The sequence below is a fragment of the Alishewanella sp. HH-ZS genome (assembly GCF_001704375.1).
Classification (GTDB): domain Bacteria; phylum Pseudomonadota; class Gammaproteobacteria; order Enterobacterales; family Alteromonadaceae; genus Alishewanella; species Alishewanella aestuarii.
In genome coordinates, this window is record NZ_LZEJ01000001.1 from 227,588 (window position 1) to 248,334 (window position 20,747).

General features: G+C 51.8%; 17 protein-coding genes. 5 read left to right on the top strand and 12 right to left on the bottom strand.

The window, feature by feature from the left end:
• Window positions 1-23: 23 nt before the first annotated feature.
• The 4 genes from tgt to A9165_RS01140 form a co-directional block, all read right to left on the bottom strand.
• A complete protein-coding gene (gene tgt / locus A9165_RS01125; protein WP_008951189.1) occupies window positions 24-1,154 on the bottom strand; it encodes a tRNA guanosine(34) transglycosylase Tgt in 1,131 nt (376 codons plus the stop codon).
• A gap of 105 nt (window positions 1,155-1,259) precedes the next feature.
• Window positions 1,260-2,285, bottom strand: coding sequence for a tRNA preQ1(34) S-adenosylmethionine ribosyltransferase-isomerase QueA (gene queA / locus A9165_RS01130; RefSeq protein ID WP_008951188.1), 1,026 nt, complete (start codon window positions 2,283-2,285; stop codon window positions 1,260-1,262).
• Between the two features lie 128 nt (window positions 2,286-2,413).
• The gene (locus tag A9165_RS01135) at window positions 2,414-3,331 is read right to left on the bottom strand and encodes a hydrogen peroxide-inducible genes activator (protein ID WP_008607034.1); all 918 of its coding nucleotides are present in this window, start codon (window positions 3,329-3,331) and stop codon (window positions 2,414-2,416) included.
• Between the two features lie 170 nt (window positions 3,332-3,501).
• Window positions 3,502-5,250: a Na/Pi cotransporter family protein gene (locus A9165_RS01140; RefSeq protein ID WP_008607031.1), complete on the bottom strand. Its 1,749-nt coding sequence runs from the start codon at window positions 5,248-5,250 to the stop codon at window positions 3,502-3,504.
• Window positions 5,251-5,585: 335 nt separating this feature from the next.
• Between A9165_RS01140 and A9165_RS01145 the strand changes: the two genes are divergently transcribed.
• Entirely contained in the window at window positions 5,586-6,137 is a 552-nt protein-coding gene (locus A9165_RS01145; protein ID WP_008607030.1) for an MgtC/SapB family protein, read from the top strand.
• Between the two features lie 69 nt (window positions 6,138-6,206).
• Here A9165_RS01145 and phoU read toward each other — a convergent pair whose 3' ends face one another.
• From phoU to A9165_RS01170, 5 genes are read right to left on the bottom strand one after another with little or no spacing between them, the layout of a single operon-like run.
• Complete coding sequence (phoU, locus tag A9165_RS01150; protein WP_008607029.1) at window positions 6,207-6,920, bottom strand: phosphate signaling complex protein PhoU; 714 nt, start codon at window positions 6,918-6,920, stop codon at window positions 6,207-6,209.
• Window positions 6,921-6,960: 40 nt separating this feature from the next.
• Window positions 6,961-7,710: a phosphate ABC transporter ATP-binding protein PstB gene (gene pstB, locus A9165_RS01155; RefSeq protein ID WP_065954620.1), complete on the bottom strand. Its 750-nt coding sequence runs from the start codon at window positions 7,708-7,710 to the stop codon at window positions 6,961-6,963.
• Window positions 7,711-7,752: 42 nt separating this feature from the next.
• The gene (pstA, locus tag A9165_RS01160; protein ID WP_008607024.1) at window positions 7,753-9,105 is read right to left on the bottom strand and encodes a phosphate ABC transporter permease PstA; all 1,353 of its coding nucleotides are present in this window, start codon (window positions 9,103-9,105) and stop codon (window positions 7,753-7,755) included.
• Window positions 9,102-10,937, bottom strand: coding sequence for an ABC transporter permease subunit (locus A9165_RS01165; protein WP_008607022.1), 1,836 nt, complete (start codon window positions 10,935-10,937; stop codon window positions 9,102-9,104). Before A9165_RS01165 ends, pstA begins: the two co-directional genes overlap by 4 nt.
• Window positions 10,934-11,908, bottom strand: coding sequence for a PstS family phosphate ABC transporter substrate-binding protein (locus A9165_RS01170; protein ID WP_008951184.1), 975 nt, complete (start codon window positions 11,906-11,908; stop codon window positions 10,934-10,936). The genes A9165_RS01165 and A9165_RS01170 overlap by 4 nt, the downstream gene beginning before the upstream one ends.
• Before the next feature lie 161 nt (window positions 11,909-12,069).
• Here A9165_RS01170 and A9165_RS01175 point away from each other — a divergent pair, with 161 nt between their 5' ends.
• From A9165_RS01175 to A9165_RS01190, 4 genes are all read left to right on the top strand, one after another.
• Window positions 12,070-12,567 (top strand): glycine cleavage system protein R, encoded by a 498-nt coding sequence (locus A9165_RS01175; RefSeq protein ID WP_008607019.1) that lies wholly within the window; start codon window positions 12,070-12,072, stop codon window positions 12,565-12,567.
• 88 nt (window positions 12,568-12,655) lie between these two features.
• Window positions 12,656-14,788 (top strand): polyphosphate kinase 1, encoded by a 2,133-nt coding sequence (gene ppk1, locus A9165_RS01180; RefSeq protein WP_008607018.1) that lies wholly within the window; start codon window positions 12,656-12,658, stop codon window positions 14,786-14,788.
• On the top strand, window positions 14,785-16,338 hold the full coding sequence (locus A9165_RS01185; RefSeq protein ID WP_141686127.1) for an exopolyphosphatase: 1,554 nt from the start codon (window positions 14,785-14,787) through the stop codon (window positions 16,336-16,338). The genes ppk1 and A9165_RS01185 overlap by 4 nt, the downstream gene beginning before the upstream one ends.
• Complete coding sequence (locus A9165_RS01190; RefSeq protein ID WP_008951180.1) at window positions 16,338-16,952, top strand: DNA-3-methyladenine glycosylase I; 615 nt, start codon at window positions 16,338-16,340, stop codon at window positions 16,950-16,952. Before A9165_RS01185 ends, A9165_RS01190 begins: the two co-directional genes overlap by 1 nt.
• Here the strand turns inward: A9165_RS01190 and phoR are convergent.
• The 3 genes from phoR to A9165_RS01205 form a co-directional block, all read right to left on the bottom strand.
• Window positions 16,939-18,276 (bottom strand): phosphate regulon sensor histidine kinase PhoR, encoded by a 1,338-nt coding sequence (phoR, locus tag A9165_RS01195; RefSeq protein ID WP_008607011.1) that lies wholly within the window; start codon window positions 18,274-18,276, stop codon window positions 16,939-16,941. The genes A9165_RS01190 and phoR overlap by 14 nt on opposite strands.
• A gap of 6 nt (window positions 18,277-18,282) precedes the next feature.
• Window positions 18,283-18,969 carry a phosphate regulon transcriptional regulator PhoB gene (gene phoB, locus A9165_RS01200; protein ID WP_065954621.1) on the bottom strand — a complete coding sequence of 229 codons (687 nt, stop codon included), beginning with the start codon at window positions 18,967-18,969 and terminating at the stop codon, window positions 18,283-18,285.
• Window positions 18,970-19,277: 308 nt separating this feature from the next.
• Window positions 19,278-20,645 (bottom strand): IS4 family transposase, encoded by a 1,368-nt coding sequence (locus A9165_RS01205; RefSeq protein ID WP_008949889.1) that lies wholly within the window; start codon window positions 20,643-20,645, stop codon window positions 19,278-19,280.
• Window positions 20,646-20,747: the final 102 nt, after the last annotated feature.

A 20,747-nucleotide genomic window follows, 5' to 3' on the forward strand; every position in this document is an offset into this window, starting at 1 on the left:
TATCCCCTTAGTATTGTAATGCGTTATTGGTTTGTTTCGTCGGCCAGTGCCGGCACCGGCAGGCCGCGTTTGGCATAGAAATCTGCCACAAAGTCGTCCAACTTACCAGCGGCAATAGCTGCCCGCAATCCCTGCATCAGCTTCTGATAATGGTGCAGGTTATGGATGGTATTCAGCCGCGCGCCCAGGATCTCGTTACAACGGTCCAGATGGTGTAAATATGCACGGGAATAATTTTTACAAGTGTAGCAATCACATTCTTTATCCAGAGGCGCCGTATCGTCCTTGTGCTTGGCGTTACGGATCTTGACCACACCGTCAGACACAAACAGATGGCCGTTGCGGGCATTACGGGTTGGCATCACACAATCAAACATGTCCACGCCGCGGCGTACCGCCTCAACAATATCCTCCGGCTTACCCACGCCCATCAGATAGCGTGGCTTATGCGCCGGCATCTTATCGGTAGTGTGATTCAGGATATTGATCATATCGGCTTTCGGCTCACCTACTGACAGGCCACCAATGGCGTAGCCATCAAAGCCAATCTCTTCCAGACCTTGCAGCGAAATATCACGCAGGTGTGGATACATGCCACCCTGAATAATACCAAACAAGGCTGACGGGTTATCGCCATGCGCGTCTTTCGAGCGTTTGGCCCAGCGTAATGATAACTCCATCGACTTACGCGCCTGCGGCTCAGTCGCCGGATAGGGTGTGCATTCATCAAAAATCATCACGATATCGGAGCCAAGCGCGCGCTGCACTTCCATTGAGCGCTCCGGCGTCAGCATAATTTTTTCGCCGTTAAGCGGTGAGCGGAACTTCACACCCTCTTCGGTAATTTTTCTCAGCTCGCCCAGGCTAAATACCTGAAAACCGCCCGAATCGGTCAGGATAGGCTTATGCCAGTGCATAAAGTCATGCAGATCGCCGTGCTTACGGATAATCTCGGTACCCGGACGCAGCATCAGATGGAAGGTGTTGCCCAGACAGATTTGGGCGCCGGTCGCATCCAGCTCTTCCGGCGTCATACCTTTTACGGTGCCGTAGGTCCCTACCGGCATAAAGGCCGGCGTATCCACCACACCCCGCTCAAAAATCAATTGGCCGCGACGGGCTTTGCCATCAGTTGCCAGCAGTTCAAATTTCACGTTCTAACCTCTTCTGGCCGGAAAAACAGTCCGGCCTTAGCTACTCTGTTAGGGCCGGCAGCACAACGCCACCGCCCGGTGTTGCAGTATACCAGAAGACGCGTGCTAACTGATAAACATGGCATCGCCATAGGAGTAAAAGCGATACCGCTCGGCGATCGCCGTCTGATAAGCCGCCATAATATGTTCGCGCTGGCTAAATGCAGAGACCAGCATAATCAGCGTTGATTCCGGCAGGTGGAAATTGGTGATTAACGCATCCACCACCTTAAACTGATAGCCGGGGTAGATAAAGATCGCGGTATCGCCGCTATAAGGGGCGAGGATGCCGCCATGTTGCATCGCTGCTGACTCCAGCGAGCGTACTGAAGTGGTGCCGACTGCCACCACCCGGTTACCACGAGCCTTACAGGCAGCAATGGCATCCACCACCTGCTGCTCAACCTCAAAATATTCGCTGTGCATCTTATGCTCGGTCACGCTATCAACCCGCACCGGTTGAAAGGTGCCAGCCCCGACGTGCAAGGTCACGTACGCAAATTCGATACCTTTTTGCTGTAACGCTGCCAGCAGCGGCTCGTCAAAATGTAACCCGGCAGTCGGCGCCGCCACAGCACCGGGCTTTTGGTTATATACCGTTTGATAGCGTGCCTTATCCGCTTCGGTATCCGGTCGCGCAATATAAGGCGGTAACGGCATATGACCCAGCCGCTCCAGCATAGTCAAAACCGGCTCTACTGACTGGTATTCCAGTTCAAACAAACTGTCATGCCGCGCCACCATCGTTACCCGGGCGTCATTTTCCAGTATCAGCTCAGTGCCAACTTTGGGCGCCTTGCTGGCGCGGATATGCGCCAGAAAACGTGGACCAGACAACATCCGCTCAACTAAAACTTCCACCTTGCCACCCGAGGCTTTCTGGCCAAACAGTCGCGCCGGGATCACGCGGGTATTATTAAACACCAGCAGATCGCCCGGGTTTAGCAGCGCCAGAATATCTTTAAAAATGTGATGTGACAGCGCCCCGCTGTGCTTATTCATACAGAGCAGGCGGCTGGCAGAACGTTCGGCTTGGGGTTCACTGGCAATGAGCTGCTCGGGCAGCTCAAAACTAAAGTCTTTAACTAACATAATGCACTCTCTGGCTTTACCGGCCAATCCGGCGGGCGCTATGGTAGCAGAATTACCGTGCGGCAGCGCGTTTTTGCGTTATGCCGGCCGAGGTTTAAGCTTAGGGCATGTTGACGTTTGCTGCTTGTTTACTTGCCTTCGCGGCATTTGCTTTGCAGCACTTCGGCGATCAGGGCTGTCATTAGCTGGTAACTGCGCGCCTTACTGGAGGTCGGTCGCCAGGCTACGCCAATATCACGGTAGGCATTGCCGGTTGCGGCCGGCTGACTAATCAGTTCGGTGCCTTCCAGTACACCACTGTTAATCGCCATCTGTGGCATAAAGGTGACGCCAAGTTTGTTATTCACCATCTGGGTCAGCGTATGCAGGCTGGTGGCAAAGAACGGATTCACCTTGCGGCTATCTTCCAGCTCACAGGCCTTTACCGCATGCCCGGTTAAACAGTGTTCACGCTCCAGCAGGAAAATACTTTCATCCGGCCACTGGTTAATATCCTGATTAAAGCCACGGTCCTGCCAGTCACGGTGTAGTACCAGATTAAACTGATCCTGTGCCAGTACTTCAGTATGCAGGGCACCGGTTTCATACGGCAGCGCTAATAGCACCATATCCAGCCGGCCTTCACTTAACGCATGCAAGGAATTATCCGAGGTATCCTCGCGCAGTAACAGCTGCAGCTGGGGATAGCGCTCGCGACACAGCGTCATCACTTCGCCCAGCACAAAGGGCGCGATAGTCGGGATACACCCCAGCCGGAACGGTCCGGTCATCGGCTTACCCTGAGAGCGGGCAAAATCTGCCAGCTCTTCGCACTGCTCGATAATATGCCGCGCCTGACGCACCACATCCTCACCCAGCGGGGTAAAAATAAAGGTTTTATGGTCCCGCTCCAGCAATTGCGCATCCATGGTTTCTTCCAAGTTAGCAATAGCAGCACTTAAGGTGGACTGTCCGATATAGCAGGCGTCGGCAGCACGGCCAAAATGCTGATGCTCATGCAGTGCCAGCAAATACTGCAGCTGTTTAATACTAGGCAGGCGTTTCATGCGATATTCCGATTAGTAAGTTGCTAATTCAGAGATTATTGCGATTAAAATACGGCAATTAGCCAACAGAGGCAAGAGGAATCAGGTACAACGTGGAGTAACGACGGGCAGCTGAAATAACAGAAGCGCCCTAAGGCGCTCCTGTGAGGATGCATTGCTGAGAACCAGGCTTAGCTTTTTAGCGGCGCAGCGCCTTCAATCCGTAAGGCCTTTAAACGACGGCCAGAAGCTGACTCGTTAACATTCAGAATATGGTCACCGATCCGCTCCAGCCGGTTTAGCATATCGATAAAGATCACGCCGGCCCGCGGTGCATAATCGCCCTGCTCCAGCCGCAGGTAATGATTATCGCGGAACTGGTCGCGGTACTTATCAATAGCATCTTCACGTAGCAGAGCGTCTTTCATGCTAACTGCGGCCGGATCTCTGGCCACATTATCCTGCATCGTGGTGATGGCAGCTTTTAATGCCTGCATCATCTGCTGCATTTCAGCCGTCGCTGCTTCAGGCCATACCGATTCGGTTTCAACCATCCGCTCGCAGAGTTTCGCTACCTGATAATAGATATCGGCTACCCGCTCCATATCATTTATCGCCGTCTGCATAAAGCGAATGCGCTCGGTCATCCAGTGTTCCAGGTTAGTATGCTCACTGACCCGCACTAAATAATCCGAAATCTCAATTTCCAGTACGTCAGTGGCATCTTCATATTTGCGCACTTTTTCGATCAGTTTCGGCTTGTCGGCAGTGGGATCAAACAGCAACTCAGTCACCGAGTCGTGCATCTTGTCAATCACCGCAGCAAACTGCTGGATCTCTTTTTGTGCCTGAGTAATGGCCAGGCCTGGCGAAGTCATCACACCGGCACTGATATATTGCAGGTGAAACTCTTCATCCTTGCCGCCCCGATCCGGCTGGATATACTCAACAAAGCGCACCAGATACGGAATAAAGGCAAACAGGATAATGACATTCAGCACATTAAAGGAGGTATGGAATAATGACAGGCCAAGCGTCGCATTAGCACGACTTTCCGGACTACCAGCCATCAAGGACACTGGATTTTCGGTAAAGTACTGTACAGTAAAATCAATCGCATGCAATACCGGATAAATCAGTGCCATCATCCATAGCACACCGACCACATTAAAGAAGAAGTGGAAGCGGGCTGCCCGTTTTGCGTGCACGTTTCCGACCAGAGCCGCGATATTAGCGGTAACGGTAGTGCCGATATTCTCACCCAAAATCATCGCCGCCGCGATCGGGAAGGAAATCCAGCCTTCAAAAACCATCACCAGCGTAATTGCCGTTGCTGCAGAGGAGGACTGGGTTAACAGTGTCAGAACAGTACCTACCAAAACAAACAAGATCAATGACCAGTAGCCGTAGTTGGTAAAGGCATCTAAAAAGGCAAAAATTTGCGGGTTACTGTTAATATCCGGCACTGCACCCTTAATAAAATCCAGGCCGATAAACAGAATACCAAAACCGACCATCGCTTCAGCGATATTACGTAAACGGTTATTTTTCGAGAACAAAAAAGCGAAAAAGACACCGATTACCGCTACTGCTATGGTCGTAATTTTAAATTTAAAGCCAAATAGCGCCACCATCCAGGCGGTAATAGTAGTACCGATATTGGCTCCCATTATTACACCTGTAGACTGCACAAAGGTCAGTAAACCGGCGTTAACAAAGGTCACCGCCATTACGGTGGTGGTGGTAGAGGATTGTGTAATAGCGGTCGTAGCAAAACCTGTTACCACGCCGGTCAGGCGGGTGCGGGTCATACCACTTAAAATTCCTTTTAAACGATTACCGGCGATTTTCTGCAAGCCTTCGCTGAAAATCTTCATGCCGAAGATAAAAATCCCTAACGAACCAATAAGTTGCAGGAAATCAAAAAACGAATAATTCATAAATTATGCCCTGAACAGTACCAGACAACTGAAAGTCTCTTGCTCAGACAGGAGCTTTTCAGTTAGCGGGAACCACGTTTTGCAAGGTTGTGTTTCGCCGCGCATTATACTCAAAGCCCACTGTAATAAGAATGAAATATCTCTGAAATATTAGGGGTATCGAAAAAAAGCCTTTTACTTTATAACTTTAGACGCTATTTTTTTGAATATTCATCAGCTGAGCACTATTTTCTGGCGCCAGCACAAACAACAATATCGGATACTAACTGAGCAGGGCAGCAAAAACCAAGGTGACAGACTAAGCTTGAGCTGGCCTAAGACAAGGGAACGAGCAGATGATCGACCTACATCAACTTTTTGATATTAGCCCTTTTCGCTGGCAGGAGATCCTTACTGCTATTGCCTGTGGTTTCGTGATTGGACTGGAGCGGCAACTGCGCGGCAAACCTGCCGGGATCCGCACCTCCATCCTTATTGTACTGGGCACTTATGTGTTTATCGCCGCCTCGATGTCGACCAATACCGAAATGACCGATCCATCCCGGATAATTGGCCAGGTAATTACCGGAGTTGGCTTTTTGGGGGCCGGCGTGATGCTAACACGGGATGGTATGGTGTTAGGCGTCACCTCTGCTGCCACTATCTGGATGTTAGCAGCGATCGGAGTTTGTATTGGCATCGGGCAAGACGTTGCGGCCATTAAGCTGTCAGTGCTGTCGGTGGTGATGCTGATTGGTATTGATATACTGGAGAACTCCAGCTCGGCACTGCGCCGGGGGGTTCATCGCAAGTACAGTGAGTGGGCTACCCGTAATGGAGGTCTATTATTTGGCCGCCGCCATGACGATAGCAGCGCAAACCGGCCAGATCCAGATGATCCGCATTAGCCGGGGCAGTTTACTATGACGAGCTGGCATTTAAGATAAGCCAACTCGTCAAAGCTTAGAGTACTTTAATTAATCACCGCGTAGTTGCTCTTCAAGCTTCTCGTGGCTGACATGACGCACTACCTTACCTTTAACAAAGAAGATAATGTATTCAGCTAAGTTCTTGCAGCGATCACCGATCCGCTCCAGCGAGCGTGCTGACCACAATACGTTCATCACTTTTGGAATTGAGCGCGGATCTTCAATCATATAGGTCATCAGCTGCCGGGTGATAGCCTCATATTCGCGGTCAATTTTCTTATCTTCCTTGTGCACCGCTAACGCCGCTTCCACGTCCATCCGGGCGAAGGCATCCAGCACATCGTGTAACATCTGCCCAACATGGCGCCCCATATTTTCCAGATTTACCAGCAGATCCTGCTGATCGCTGTTAAAGGATTCTAAGGCAACCTTAGCAATACGTTTGGTTTCATCGCCGATCCGCTCCAGATCAGAGATGCTTTTTAAAATCGACATAATTAAACGCAGATCACTGGCCGCCGGCTGGCGTTTCGCAATCATCCGGGTACATTCTTTGTCAATCTGAATTTCCCAGTCATCCACTTTCAAATCGTTGGCCATCACTTCCTGCGCCAGGTCGCTGTCGCCATTGGCGATGGCGTTCAGCGCATCAAATAACTGCCGCTCAATCAGACCACCCATTGACATCACATGGTTACGGATCTGCTCCAGTTCTTCGTTAAACTGGCTGGAAATGTGCTTTGATAAGTTCAGTTTATCCATGTGTATCATCCCCTTGTGGTCTGCTTGACCCGGTAACGCTTTAACCAAAGCGGCCGGTGATATAATCTTCCGTTTGCGCTTGCTGCGGATCGGTAAAAACCTTATTGGTGGCATCAAACTCCACCACCCGCCCCATATTCATAAAGGCAGTAAAATCGGACACCCGCGCTGCCTGCTGCATATTATGAGTCACTATCACTATAGTGTAGTGTTGTTTCAGTTCGTAGATCAGTTCTTCAATTTTCAGTGTTGAAATCGGATCCAGTGCCGATGCCGGTTCATCCAGCAGTAACACCTCAGGCTCAATGGCGATAGCCCGGGCGATCACCAGCCGTTGCTGCTGGCCACCCGACAAGGTCAGCGCATTTTCGTAGAGCCGATCTTTTACTTCCTGCCACAAGGCCGCCTTTACCAGCGCCGCCTCGACCAATTCGTCCAGCTGCCGCGGGCTATTCACCCCCTGCAAGCGTAAACCAAAGGCGACATTTTCGTACACTGACTGCGGAAACGGATTCGGCTTTTGAAACACTATGCCGACCCGGCGCCGTAACTCAGCCAGGTCTATGCCGTCCTGGTAGATATTTAACTGATCCAGCCAGACTTCACCCCGGGTTTCCGTGTCATCCAGCAACTCGTTCATGCGATTAAAACTGCGCAATAAACTTGACTTGCCACAACCGGACGGACCAATCAGTGCTGTCACCTTATGAGTCGGGATCTGCAGGTTGACCTGGTCCAATACCACTTTTCCAGCCAGCCTGACTGATAAATCCTGCACCGAAATTTTCACAACCCACTCCTGTTCAGAGTTTAACAAGCAATCATTACAGTTTTATGACGAGCGCTGCTGTAACTGCCGATAGTGACGGCGTAAGCGCATTGCCAGCAGATTAAGCGCGCCGATCAGCAGCAGTAACACCAGCGCAATCGCAAACACTCTGGGCTCAGCCGCATCCGCATTGGAGCTTTGCAAACCCACATCGTAAATCTGGAAGCCCAAGGTCATAATCTGTTGCTCCAGATGCAGATAGGGCCAACTGGCGGAGACTGGTAATACTGGCGCATACTTTACCACCCCGACAAAGATCAGCGGCGCAACCTCGCCGGCCGCCCGCGATACTGCCAGGATCAAGCCGGTTAGCATCGCCGGCCGCGCCTGGGGCAAGATCAGTTTGTATAATACCTCAGCTTTGGTTGCACCCAGCGCATAGCCACCCAGCCGCAGACTTTGCGGGATCCGGGATAAGCCTTCTTCAGTGGCGACGATGACTACCGGTAAGGTTAGCAGCGCCAAAGTCAAAGACACCCAAAGTAAGCCGGGGGAGCCAAAGGTTGGTTGTGGCAACTGCCCGGCATAAAACAACTTATCAATACTGCCACCGAGTACATAGACAAAAAATCCCAGGCCAAAGACACCAAACACCACTGAGGGTACGCCGGCCAGATTATGTACGCTGAGCCGGACCAAACGTACCAGCCGGCTATCGCGGGCATACTCATGCAAATAGATGCCGGCCATAATGCCGATAGGTGCTACCAGCAGTGCCATCAACAGTACCGACAGCACAGTGCCCACTATCGCCGGCAGGATACCACCGGCGCTGTTTGCTTCCCGTGGTTCAGTGCTTAAGAATTGCCACCACTGCTTAAGATAAAGCTTTAGCTTGGCCGGCCAACTAAGCTGATTAGTCGGCAGCAGTAACAACAACTGGTTGGCCGCGACATTAAGCTGATGCCCATCGGCCAGCAGCAACTGGTAACCGTCGGCCGTCGCTGCCAGCTGCAACGCATACAGATCCCCCAACTGCTGCTCCCGCACCAGGGTCAGTTGCGGCGGTTGCTGCCATTCGGAAATCTGCGCCTGCCAGAACCAACGATAGCCGCCCTGCCCTGACGGTAAATAGCCTTGTCTTACCAGAATTCGCTCTGCCGGCGCGCTGGCATCCAAACCAGCAGCGGCCAATTGCGCAACCGACACCTGCTGCCGGCTAATCACCTCACCGGCAATCAGCCGGTTTTCGCCAGCTTGCTGATAACGGAATTGCACCAAATCCTGTGGCCAGAATAGTCCCAACCCACGCTGTAGCATCAGCCAGGACAATAACAGTACCAGCAGCAGAATCAGGGCACTGGTGAGTGCTGACAGCCAGAACCAGGCGTTGGTGTGTAGCCGCGGTTTGGTCATCCGTCTAGCCTCTGAAAGTTTCGCCGCAGTCGCTGCCGAAGCAAATCGGCCAGAGTGTTAGCGGTAAAGGTAAACACAAACAGCAGGATAGCAACCAGAAACAGCACCCGGTAATGGCTGCTATCCACTGCGGCTTCCGGTAGCTCGATGGTCAGCGCCGCGGTCAGACTGCGCAGCCCTTCAAACAGATTAAAATTAGTAATCGGCGTATTACCGGTTGCCATCAGAATAATCATGGTCTCGCCAATGGCCCGACTTAAGCCCAACATCACTGCCGCCAGAATACCGGGCACCGACAGCGGCAGGATCACCCGCTGAATAATTTGCCACGGCGTGGCACCGAGCGCTGAAGCGCCCAGCGTCAATGAACGCGGGATCTGGCTCATCACATCAAAGCAAACGCTGTAAACCAGCGGCATCACCGCCAATCCCATCGCCAAGCCAACCAGAAGCGCATTACGTTGCTGATAATCAATGCCCTGGCTGTTTAGCCAAAAACGGAAACTGCCATCAAACAGACTCAGCTGCAGCGTATGCCCCAAATATAGCGCCAGCAAGCCAACCGCTGCCAGTAACGCCAGTAGCAACAGTAATTCCCAGCCGCTGCCCGGTAATTTTTGTAATGACAGCGGCAACCTGGGCCAGAGCCAGCTTAAACCAAATACCAGCAGCGGCAGCAAGCCAAAAAAGCAAAGTAACGCCAGTAAATGTTGCTCCAGCGCCGGAGCCAGCCAGATCGCCGCCAAAAAGCCAATAATTACCGTTGGAAACAACGCCAGCAACTCAATCAGCTGACTTAGCCGGCTGCGCAATGGTTCAGGTAAAAAGCAGCAGGTGTAAAGCGCAGCCAGCACCGCCAGTGGCACCGCCACCAACATCGCATAAAAGGCGGCCTTAAGGGTCCCCAGTGTCAAAGGTACCAGTGAGTATTTACCTTGTACCGCGGCACTGGCACTGCCGGTTTGCCAGACATATTCCGGTTGCTGCCAGCCCTCATACCATACTTGCTGCCACAAGGTGCGCCAGGAGATCTCCGGGTGCCGGTTATCGATAAGCCACTGTTGTTGCCCGCTGGCGTTACTGAACAGCAGGCGCTGATTGCCGGGTAAAAAATGCAGCTCACCTGGCTGGGTGTCTACTGCAGCCGGGCCCTGCCATAACGGCTTAGTCAGATTGGCATAGAACAAACTCAGATTACCGGCGCTATCCAGTACCGCAAAACCACTGCGCCCCTGCTCGGCAGCGATGGTCTGGATAGCGGCAGCGCGGCGGCTAAATGGTTTAACCCAGCTTAAACGTAACTGCCCCTGCTGATCTGGTAATAAAAACCACTGTTTTAGCTGGCCACTGCTGTCGCCACTGATCAAACTGCGCTGGCCGGCCAACCAGACTAAAGCGGTCAGATCGACAGTGCGATCGGTCAGACTTAAGCGCTGCAGGCAGCCTTGCTCCGCTCGCGTCCGATCCAGCAGGCAGGCTTCGCCATGACGGGCGGCTAACAGCAGATAGCGTTGCTGCGGCTCCGATAACACAAAAACCGGTTCAAACTCCGGCAACAGGGCGTGATCCGGCAGCACCACCCTGGGCGTCGTTGCCACCGGCAGCGGTTCGGCTAGCGCCTGCGGCGTACTGATGCTGACCGGTTTAAACAGTGGCAGCACTTCTGAACCCAGGTAAAAGAAGATCGCCAGTAAGGCAACGATAACACTACTGCCGGCACTGGTGATCAGCAAATACCAGAGTCGGTCCAACCAACGCCGGCGGCTAGCCCGCTGCTTATTTGTGGTTAATCGATTGTCCTGCGCTGGTATTGGCGAGTTCTGGCGCGTCATAGCTCCAGCTCCTGCCGGATCGACGCCAGCACTGAGGATGGCACCGGCACCATGCCTTCCGTTGCCAGCAGGGCCTGGCCCTCTGTGGATAATACAAAGCGTAAGAATTCGCGCTCTGCCGCTGGCAGCGCTTTGTCGGGCGCCTTGTTCAGGTAAATATACAGCATACGCGCCAGCGGGTAAGCACCGGAGGCAGCATGTTCGGCCAGCGGTAACACCGCGGCATCTTCAGTTGTTGGGCGCACAGCCAGCCATTTTACCCCGGCGATCTGTTGCCCCACTCCCGAGTAGCCAATGGCATTTATGCTCTGACTCACTGCCCGCACTACAGCCGCAGCCCCTGGCAATTGCTGAACCTGAGAGCGGAAATCGCCGTCACACAGCACTTGCTGGCGGAAAAAAGTGTAGGTTCCCGACGCCTGGTTACGGCCATAAGCCACCACTGGCCGTTGCTGCCAGACACCACTTAAACCGAGCTGTTGCCAGTTCAGAATGGGCGGCGTTGCGGCACACCAGCCATTTTTGGCATAGATCCCTTCCAGCTGCGCCATACTAATGCTGTTTAGCGGATTGTCCTGATGCACATAGATGGCCAGCATATCCAGCGCGACCGGCACTGCGGTTGGCAAATAGCCAAAGCGGCGTTCAAAGCGGGCCAGTTCAGCAGGGATCATCAGACGGCTCATCGGCCCCAGACTGGCAGTGCCTTCACTGAGCGCGACAGCGGCGGTCGCAGAGCCACTGCTCTGAATTTGCAAATTCAGTTGCGGATGACGAGCAACGAAGTGACGGCGCCAGATCATCATCATATTATGCAGCGTATCTGAACCGGCACTGGACAGGGTGCCGCTAAGCGGCGCAGCAGCAGGAGCGGCAGGCTCGCTCAGGTCGTCGCCAGCCAGGCAAGCAACTGACGCCAGCAGCAAGCCACAGCGGATTAGCCCACGCGATATAATCTGAAAAACAGCCATCTTAGAATATCTGCTCCAAAAGTCGCCTTATCTTACCCCAGAGCGCAAAAACCACCTAGAGCAGTAAATAAAAATTCACATCCGACTTTAAAAACAAAAAGTTGCCGCTACACTCTATACAACAATCAGGAACAAAGGCGTTGTCATTCAGAGGAAGCAGTATGAAGCAGTTGGTACTCACCATTATCGGTAAAGATAAAGCCGGCTTAGTTGAACAGTTATCGCGCGTAATTAATGAACATAAAGGCAACTGGATGGCCAGTAACCTGAGCCATCTGGCGGGCTTTTTTGCCGGTATAGTGCAGATTGAAGTCGCCGAGCAGGATCTTGATACCCTAACCTCGGCGTTGGCAGGCATCAAAGATCTGGATATCCGGGTGCAGCAAGGCGAAGACAGTACTCTGGATAAAGGTCAGCAGTTACGTTTTGTGATTACCGGCAATGATCGCCCCGGCATTGTCAGAGAGCTATCGACCATTCTTAGCCATAAAGGTGCCAATATTGTTGCCTTTGAAAGCAGCAAACAAAGTGCGCCCAATTGGGGCTCGCCATTATTTCATGCGCTCGCCACCATTCAGCTACCGGCTGGTATCGAGCGGGATGAAGTGACGGCCGCGCTGGAAGCCATTGCTACTGATATCGTTGTCGATCTGGAGTAAAAAAACCGCGCTACAGGAATGCCCTGTCATCGCTCTGTCATAAAACTGACATAGAGTGAATTCCAGGCAGTAAGCAGGAGCACACTATATGGAATCGTCCTCACCACAAACAGCGGCACTTGAGTATCCGCTGTTTCCGCGCGAACTCAGTTGGCTGGCGTTTAACGGCCGGGTGTTACAGGAAGCTGCCGACACCCGCAATCCACCGATTGAACGTTTGCGTTTTCTGGGTATTTACTCCAATAACCTTGATGAGTTTTTCCGGGTGCGGGTAGCAGATGTTAAACGCCGTATCCTGCTGAAAAAATACCAAACCTACGAGCACGAAGATGCTGAGCAGCTGTTGTTAGAAATCCAAAACCAGGTGCTGCAACTGGGTAAGCAGTTTAATAAAATCTATCTCGATATCCAGCTGGAGCTGCGCAAGCACAATATTGAGCTGATTGACGACAGTAAGTTAACGGAGCTGCAATCGGCCTGGGTGCGCGCCTTTTTTAATAATGAAGTCAAGAAGCATATCTCACCTATCATTCTCTCCAGCACCGACGCCTCCCTGGGTAAAATTCTGGAAGATAACACCACCTATCTGATGGTGGAAATGACCGGTAGCCACAAACCGGAATATGCGATAGTGCAGGTACCAACCGATGAAGTATCACGCTTTATTGAACTGCCACTGCATTTGAATACGCGCAAGAAAAACGGTCACTACCGGCGCCAGATTTTGCTGCTGGACGATATAATCAACCATTGTGTCGCCGATTTATTCCAGGGTTTCTTTGAGTTTGACAGTATTTGCGCCTTCTCGCTGAAGCTGACACGGGATGCGGAATACAATATTAGTGATACGCTGGACCAAAGCTTAATCGACAAGATGTCCAAAGGGATCCGACAACGGCTGAAGTCAGAACCGACCCGCCTGGTGTACGATGCCGCCATGCCAGAACAGATGCTGAAAGTGCTGACCAAACAGCTGGGCACCGGCTCAATGGATGCGCTGATCGCCGGTAGCCGCTACCGCAACTTTAAAGACTTTATCGGCTTTCCGAATCTGGGACACCAGAGTATGGAGTTTCCGCCGCTACCGCCTTTACCCAGCCCGGACTTTGAACAGCACCCAACCACCTTCGATGCCATTCGTAACAGCGATATCCTGTTGTATTACCCGTACCACAGCTTTGGCTATTTTACTGAGTGGGTACGCCAGGCTTCGTTCGACCCTAAGGTGACCCATATCCGCATTACTATGTACCGGGTCGCCAAACAATCGCGGGTGATCCATGCCTTACTGGACGCGGTGCGCAACGGTAAAAAGGTCACCGTGGTGGTCGAGCTGAAAGCGCGCTTTGACGAAGAAAACAATATCAACTGGGCACGTAAGATGACCGATGCCGGTATTGAAGTGATCTTCGGCCAGACCACGCTGAAAATTCACTCCAAGATTTGCTTAATTACCCGGCTGGAAAAAGGCAAACCGGTGCGCTATGGCCATATTGGCAGCGGTAATTTTAACGAGAAAACCGCCCGTATCTATACCGATATGAGCCTCTTTACCTGTCATCCTGACATCACCGCCGAAATTGAGCAGGTATTTGAGTTTATCCAGTACTCGTACCGGCCCTTTGTGTTTAACCATCTGATTGTCTCGCCCACCTGGAGCCGGCCCAAGCTACAACAGCTGATCCAGCGCGAAATCGACTTTGCCGTCAGCGGCCGCAAAGCTGAAATCTTTCTGAAGGTGAATAACCTGGTAGACGAAGACATCGTACAGTTACTGTATAAAGCCAGTCAGGCTGGGGTAAAAATCCGGATGATTATCCGCGGCATGTGCTCACTGGTACCTGGTATTCCGGGTAAGAGTCAGAATATTAAGGTACTGAGTATCCTCGACCGCTTTCTGGAACACGCCCGGGTTTATGTATTTCACAATGGCGGTGATACTGATCTTTATATCTCATCTGCCGACTGGATGACCCGGAATATCGACCAGCGGGTGGAAGTGGGAGTACCGATCCTGGATGCGAAAATCAAACAAACCGTACTGACCACGCTGGATATTCAGTGGCGGGATAACGTGAAAGCCCGTATTATTGATGCTAAGCAAAGCAATCCCTACGTCAAGCGTGGCAATAAACGGAACATCCGTTCGCAGCAAAGTATTTACGAATTCTTTGCCAGCCAGAGCCAACTGACGCAGCAACAGGCAGATCCGGAATTTTGATAACCACCCCACAACAGGACAACGCCGCCAGTGCCTATATGGCGGCAGTGGACCTGGGCTCGAACAGCTTTCATATGGTGATCGCCCGCATAGTGCAGGGCGATATTCAACTGCTACATCGTGAAAAACAAAAGGTACAACTGGCCGAAGGTTTAAACGACGATCTGGTCCTAAGTGAAGAGGCCATTGAACGCGGCCTGACGGTATTACGGCAATTTGCCGATACGCTGCAACCCTTCGCGCCGCAATCGGTGCGGGTCATCGCAACCTATACTCTGCGCCGGGCGAAGAATGCAGCAACTTTTTTACGCCGCGCCAAAACCTTATTTCCGTTTCCTATCGAAGTGATTTCCGGGCAGGAAGAAGCCCGCTTTATCTATCAGGGTGTAGCCCATTTTGAACATTTCGATGGCAAGCGGCTGGTGATGGATATCGGTGGCGGCAGTACTGAATTTGCGATTGGTGAAGGTAGTCAGCCATTACGGCTGGCCAGTCGCAATATGGGTTGTGTCAGCTATGCTAAAACCCATTTTGGCGCCGGTAAAATCAGCAGCCGCCGTTTTCAGCGCGCTATCGTCCAGGCCGAACAGGAATTAGAGCCAATTGTCAGCAGCTTCCGCGCCAGCGGTTGGCAGCAAGCAGTGGGTACCTCTGGCACCATTAAAACCATTCGCGATATTGTGGTCGGGCTGGGCTGGAGTCAGGGACCGCTGGAGCTGACACAGCTGTTACAGCTAAAAGACTATCTGCTAAAATTTGACAGCTGTGATGAACTGCAGCTTACCGGCCTAACCGAAGATCGTAAGCTGTTAATCTGCTCCGGCTTAAGTATCCTGATCGCCGCCTTCCAAATGTTGCAAATTGAGCAACTGGTTTATGTCGATGCCGCTCTGCGCGAAGGCGTGCTGTATGAAATGACCGATAGGTTGCAGCATCTGGATATCCGCGAGCAAAGTATCCAGAGCCTGGTGCAGCGCTATGCAATCGATCAGGCGCAGGCCGAGCGGGTAAAACAGACCGCCTTGCAGCTGCTGGCACAGGTAAAAGACAGCTGGCAACTGACCGACGAAGCTGCGCTACTACTCGGCTTTGCCGCCACAGTGTACGAAATTGGCTTACAGATTAACTCCTCTGGTGTGCAGAAACACTCGGCCTATATTCTGCAAAATGCTAACCTGCCCGGCTTTAACCAGGAACAGCAACAATTGTTGGCCTGTCTGGTGCGCTTTCACCGCCGGAAAATCCGGGCTGATGAAATCCCCTACTTCAGCCTGTACGAATTGCCGCTGGTGATAAACCTGCTGGTGCTGCTGCGTTTGGCGGTGCTGCTGAATCAGAAACGCCGGGATGAGTTTTTACCCGAATTACAGGCCAGCGCCCGGGTACAGTCACTGCAACTGCAGCTGCCGTTGAGTTGGTTGCAACAACAAACCGTGCTGGCAGCCGATCTGCAGCAGGAGCAGAAAAGCCTGAAGAAAATTGCCTTTAAACTGGACATCCCGGCGTTGCAGGATCTGAACGATGCTCAGCTCAATCAGGACGCGGTCTGATGTGCCGCTGCCCCTGGCTGGACCAGAGTAAGCCAGACTATGTCGCCTACCATGATACGGAATGGGGCGTGCCCGTACTTGATGATAATACCTTGTTCGAGTATCTGACGCTGGAAGCGGCTCAGGCCGGCCTGAGTTGGTATACAGTACTAAAGAAGCGGCAACATTACCGTCAGGCCTTTGCGGGTTTTGATCCGGTGCAAGTCGCCGCCTTTACTGAGCAGGACGCCGCGCGTTTATTGCAAAACCCGGGTTTGATCCGCAACCGCCTAAAAATTGCCGCCGCTATCAATAACGCCGCCCGTTTTCTGGAAGTGCAGCAGGAGTTTGGCAGCTTTGCCCGTTATCAGTGGCAATTTGTCAATTATCAGCCGCTGTTAAATCAACGCCAAACCCTGGCCGATTATCCGGCCCGCACGGCCGAGTCCGATGCGTTTAGCGCTGATTTAAAACGCCGCGGCTTTAAGTTTGTTGGCTCGACCATTATTTACGCCCATATGCAGGCCTGTGGTATGGTCAATGACCACAGTATTGATTGTTTCCGCTACCCGCAGCTGATACAACAGGTCGCTAGTCTGGACCTGCGCTCAGCCCTCGGCCTTACTTCACCTTAAATTTAGCGCGCTTTTTCGGCGTCTGAGCACCCAGCACTAATTCGGGTGGCAAGGCAAAGGAAAAGGTACTGCCTTGGCCGGGTTCAGAGAAAATCAGCAGCTGGCTGTTATGGCGCGATAACACATGTTTGACAATCGATAAGCCAAGGCCGGTACCGCCGGTATTGCGCGCCCGAGCCTGATCAACGCGATAAAAGCGTTCCGTTAAGCGTTTTAAATGCTGCGGCGCTATGCCTTCGCCATTATCGGTGACAGTGAAGAGTGCGCGCTGGCCATCACGCTGCCAGCTAACCTGGATCACGCCGCCCGGCGGCGTATATTTAATGGCATTGGTCACCAGATTTGAGAAGGCACTGCGTAGCTCCTCTGGCGCACCGGTCACTTTAAGCTCAGGATCAATCTCAAACTGCAGGCTATGTTGTTTGTCGCGGTTCAGCGTCTCAGCTTCCTGCTGGATCAGCGCCAACATCGCCGGTACATCCACTTCCTGATCAAATTGCACCCGGGCCGCAGCTTCAATCCGCGACAGCGTCAATAGTTGCTGCACCAGACTGTCCATGCGCCGGGTTTGTTCCAGCATCACGCCATGGGCCTTTTGCCAGATCGGCGCAGCCGGCTGGGCACTGCCATCCATCATTTCCAGATAGCCTTGCAGCACCGTCAGCGGCGTACGCAATTCGTGCGAGACATTGGCAACAAAGTCTTTGCGGATCTGTTCCAGCTGCTTCAGCTGGGTAATATCGCGGACAATCAACAGAAACTGCGCCTTGCCATAAGGCATCATTTTACATTCCAGCATAATGCTGGACGTGGTCGGTGACATCACTTCCAGCGGCTGCTGAAAGTTACGCTGTTTCAGATACTGATGAAACTCCGGTGAGCGGATCAGGTTATCAATCCGCTGCCCTTCGTCGCTCGGCCAACGCAGACCAACCAGCAGCTGAGCTAACTTATTACACCAGATAATATTCCAGTCTTCATTCAGCACCACCACGGCCTCCGGCAGTGCTTCCGCGCCATCACGAAAGCGCCGTACCAGAGTACGTAATTCTTTGCGTTTACGCCGCTCCCGCCGCTGCTGGAAATAAATGCCGTCGAAGATTTGCTGCCAGCTGCCATCACCAGCCGGTGGCGTCAGTTTACGATCGCGCCACAGCCACTTATCAAGCAGAAAGATATGTTTGTATTGCCACAGCAGGTGGCCGAGGGTCATTAGCAACAACGCCAATAACAGATGACCAAACAACAGGCCGGCAAAGGCGGCTGCACCATAATACAGCGACACCTTGGCCAGGATCTGTCGCTTTGACAGCAACAGGCGCATCAGAGATTACTTCGCAGAGAAGCGGTAACCAGAGCCGCGTACCGTTTGCACCAGCCGGTCATGGCCGCTGGGCGAAATGGCTTTACGTAAGCGGCGGATATGCACATCAACGGTCCGATCCTCAACGTAGACATTGGTACCCCAGACATGATCCAATAATTGCTCGCGGCTGTAAACCCGTTCCGGATGGGTCATAAAGAAATGTAGCAAGCGGAATTCTGTTGGCCCCATATCCAGTGCCTGATCGGCAGCACTAACCCGATGTGAAATCGGATCCAGGCGCAGTCCTTGCACTTCTATCACATCGTCCAGACTGGTCGGTGCCACGCGGCGGATCACCGCTTTAATCCGCGCCATCAGCTCTTTCGGTGAGAAAGGTTTGGTCACATAATCATCAGCGCCCACTTCCAGACCGCGCACCTTATCTTCTTCTTCGCCACGGGCAGTGATCATTATAATCGGTATATTACGGGTCACGTCGTGTTGCTTAATTTTCTTGGCGATCTGGATACCACTGCCGCCAGGCAACATCCAGTCTAGTAAGATTAAATCAGGATAGGGTTCAACCAATTGATTGATTGCCGCATCAAAGCTGTCGGCGGTATAGGGCTGATAGCCGTTTTGTTCCAGCACAAAACACAGCATATCGCGGATTGGGGCTTCATCTTCAACAACCAGTATTCGTCTTGACATAGTTCGCTAGCCTGTTAATAAAACTTTGCCCTATTATCAAAGCATAATATGACAGTTTTATGAAAACCGCGAATAAAGCCGCCAGAAACAGCTGAATAATCAATAGTTATCTGCTGCCTATAAACAAAAAAACCCCGCCAACGGCCTGTCTCTTGATCACAAGTCAGCCTCAAGAGACTTTGCTAGGTCATAACCTTCAAGGATGGTTTGTAGTTTGAACCATCCTTGCCACAATACCNACAGCTAAATAAAAAATAGTTATCTGCTGCCTATAAACAAAAAAACCCCGCCAACGGCCTGTCTCTTGATCACAAGTCAGCCTCAAGAGACTTTGCTAGGTCATAACCTTCAAGGATGGTTTGTAGTTTGAACCATCCTTGCCACAATACCTTGACCGAGGCCTTGCCGGTTTGTTTTGTATCTTTCCACCCACCGAGCTTTGCAAGCTCGGTATAAGCCCACTTCATCGAGGGGACGGTGTCAGGTAAGGTCCTGCTGACCCGTTTTATCCATAACAATTTCCAGGCTTTTGGCGACAGCACCTGTTCACAACTTATCTCGTCTGGTTGTTCGCGCGCAAACTTCAGCTGCACTATTCTTACAGCAATAAAGGCGCTGATGGTCACAAGCCGCTCAATGTTATCTTTACTTTGTAAGCGGGCATTCTCAATATCTGTACCATCCGTTTTCCAGGCTTTGTGATATTCTTCTACTAACCAGCGATGCTCGTAATAACGGATGATGTTCAGTGCATCTGCTTTGCTCTGGACTGGTTCGGTAGTCAGCAAATGCCAATTTAACGCGTTTTTGTCATCGGCTCGCTCTTCGCACCCGACATAATAAAGCGATAGTGATTCGCCACGCTTATTTGCCGGCACTTGCAACGTGACTGGCGCAAAGACAATGTCTACTGTTGCTGTACGTGCTTTACGTCCACCTTTTTGCGCTATATGGATTTGCTTTTGTCCGGCGCTTTCAAGACCTGCAGCATAGTCGTAGAGCTTCTGTTCAGACTGCTCAATATGGCGACTCTGCATGGAACGAACCACGAAGCGATGTTGCTTTGAGAGCTTATACTGCAAGTACTCATAGATATCAGCTTCGCGGTCGCAGACGGATATCACATCGGCCATTTTAGCGCCTAATCGTGCCGATAGATTGACCGAAGCAGACTGCCACTTGAAGCTTTCTTTCTCTTCATAAGGTGTTTGTGTTCGCACATGTTTCTTTCCGCGCGTGCTGATATCCCGTGTCCAGCGGGATTGTTCAATTAATCCAACAAGCTCTTGTTGCTCAGGAGCGAATAACAAAACGCTGTGCGCAAGTATGCCCCGATAGTTATTTCCTTGATTGACATGACCAAGCTCATCTCGCACGGAACGATGGCTGTAAGTGATGGCAGTGGTATCCTCTAAAGCCAGTAATAAATTATGTTTGGCGGCTTGCGCTGCTGTGACCAGATAGCCTGCTTTTGCTATCGCGTCAGCATTGACGTGCTCATTACGGATAAAACGATAAGCGCCTTCCATATCGGCGGGGGATTGTGTAATAGACACGAATGGCTTTCCTGGATCGTTTGCTAAGGTTTCCGCTAACTTTACCAGACGTGTGGTTCGGCGGGGATCCCCTAAGTCGGCCTGACCAAAAGTACTTTTTGCCCATTGTGCATTGTTCATCAGTATTCACCTTTAGATTAAGTGAAAGATCTGATCGGAAAGCGTGCGGAGAGTTCAAAAAATCCCCCAGTAAAAACCGGGGGATTTGTGTATAAGAGACAG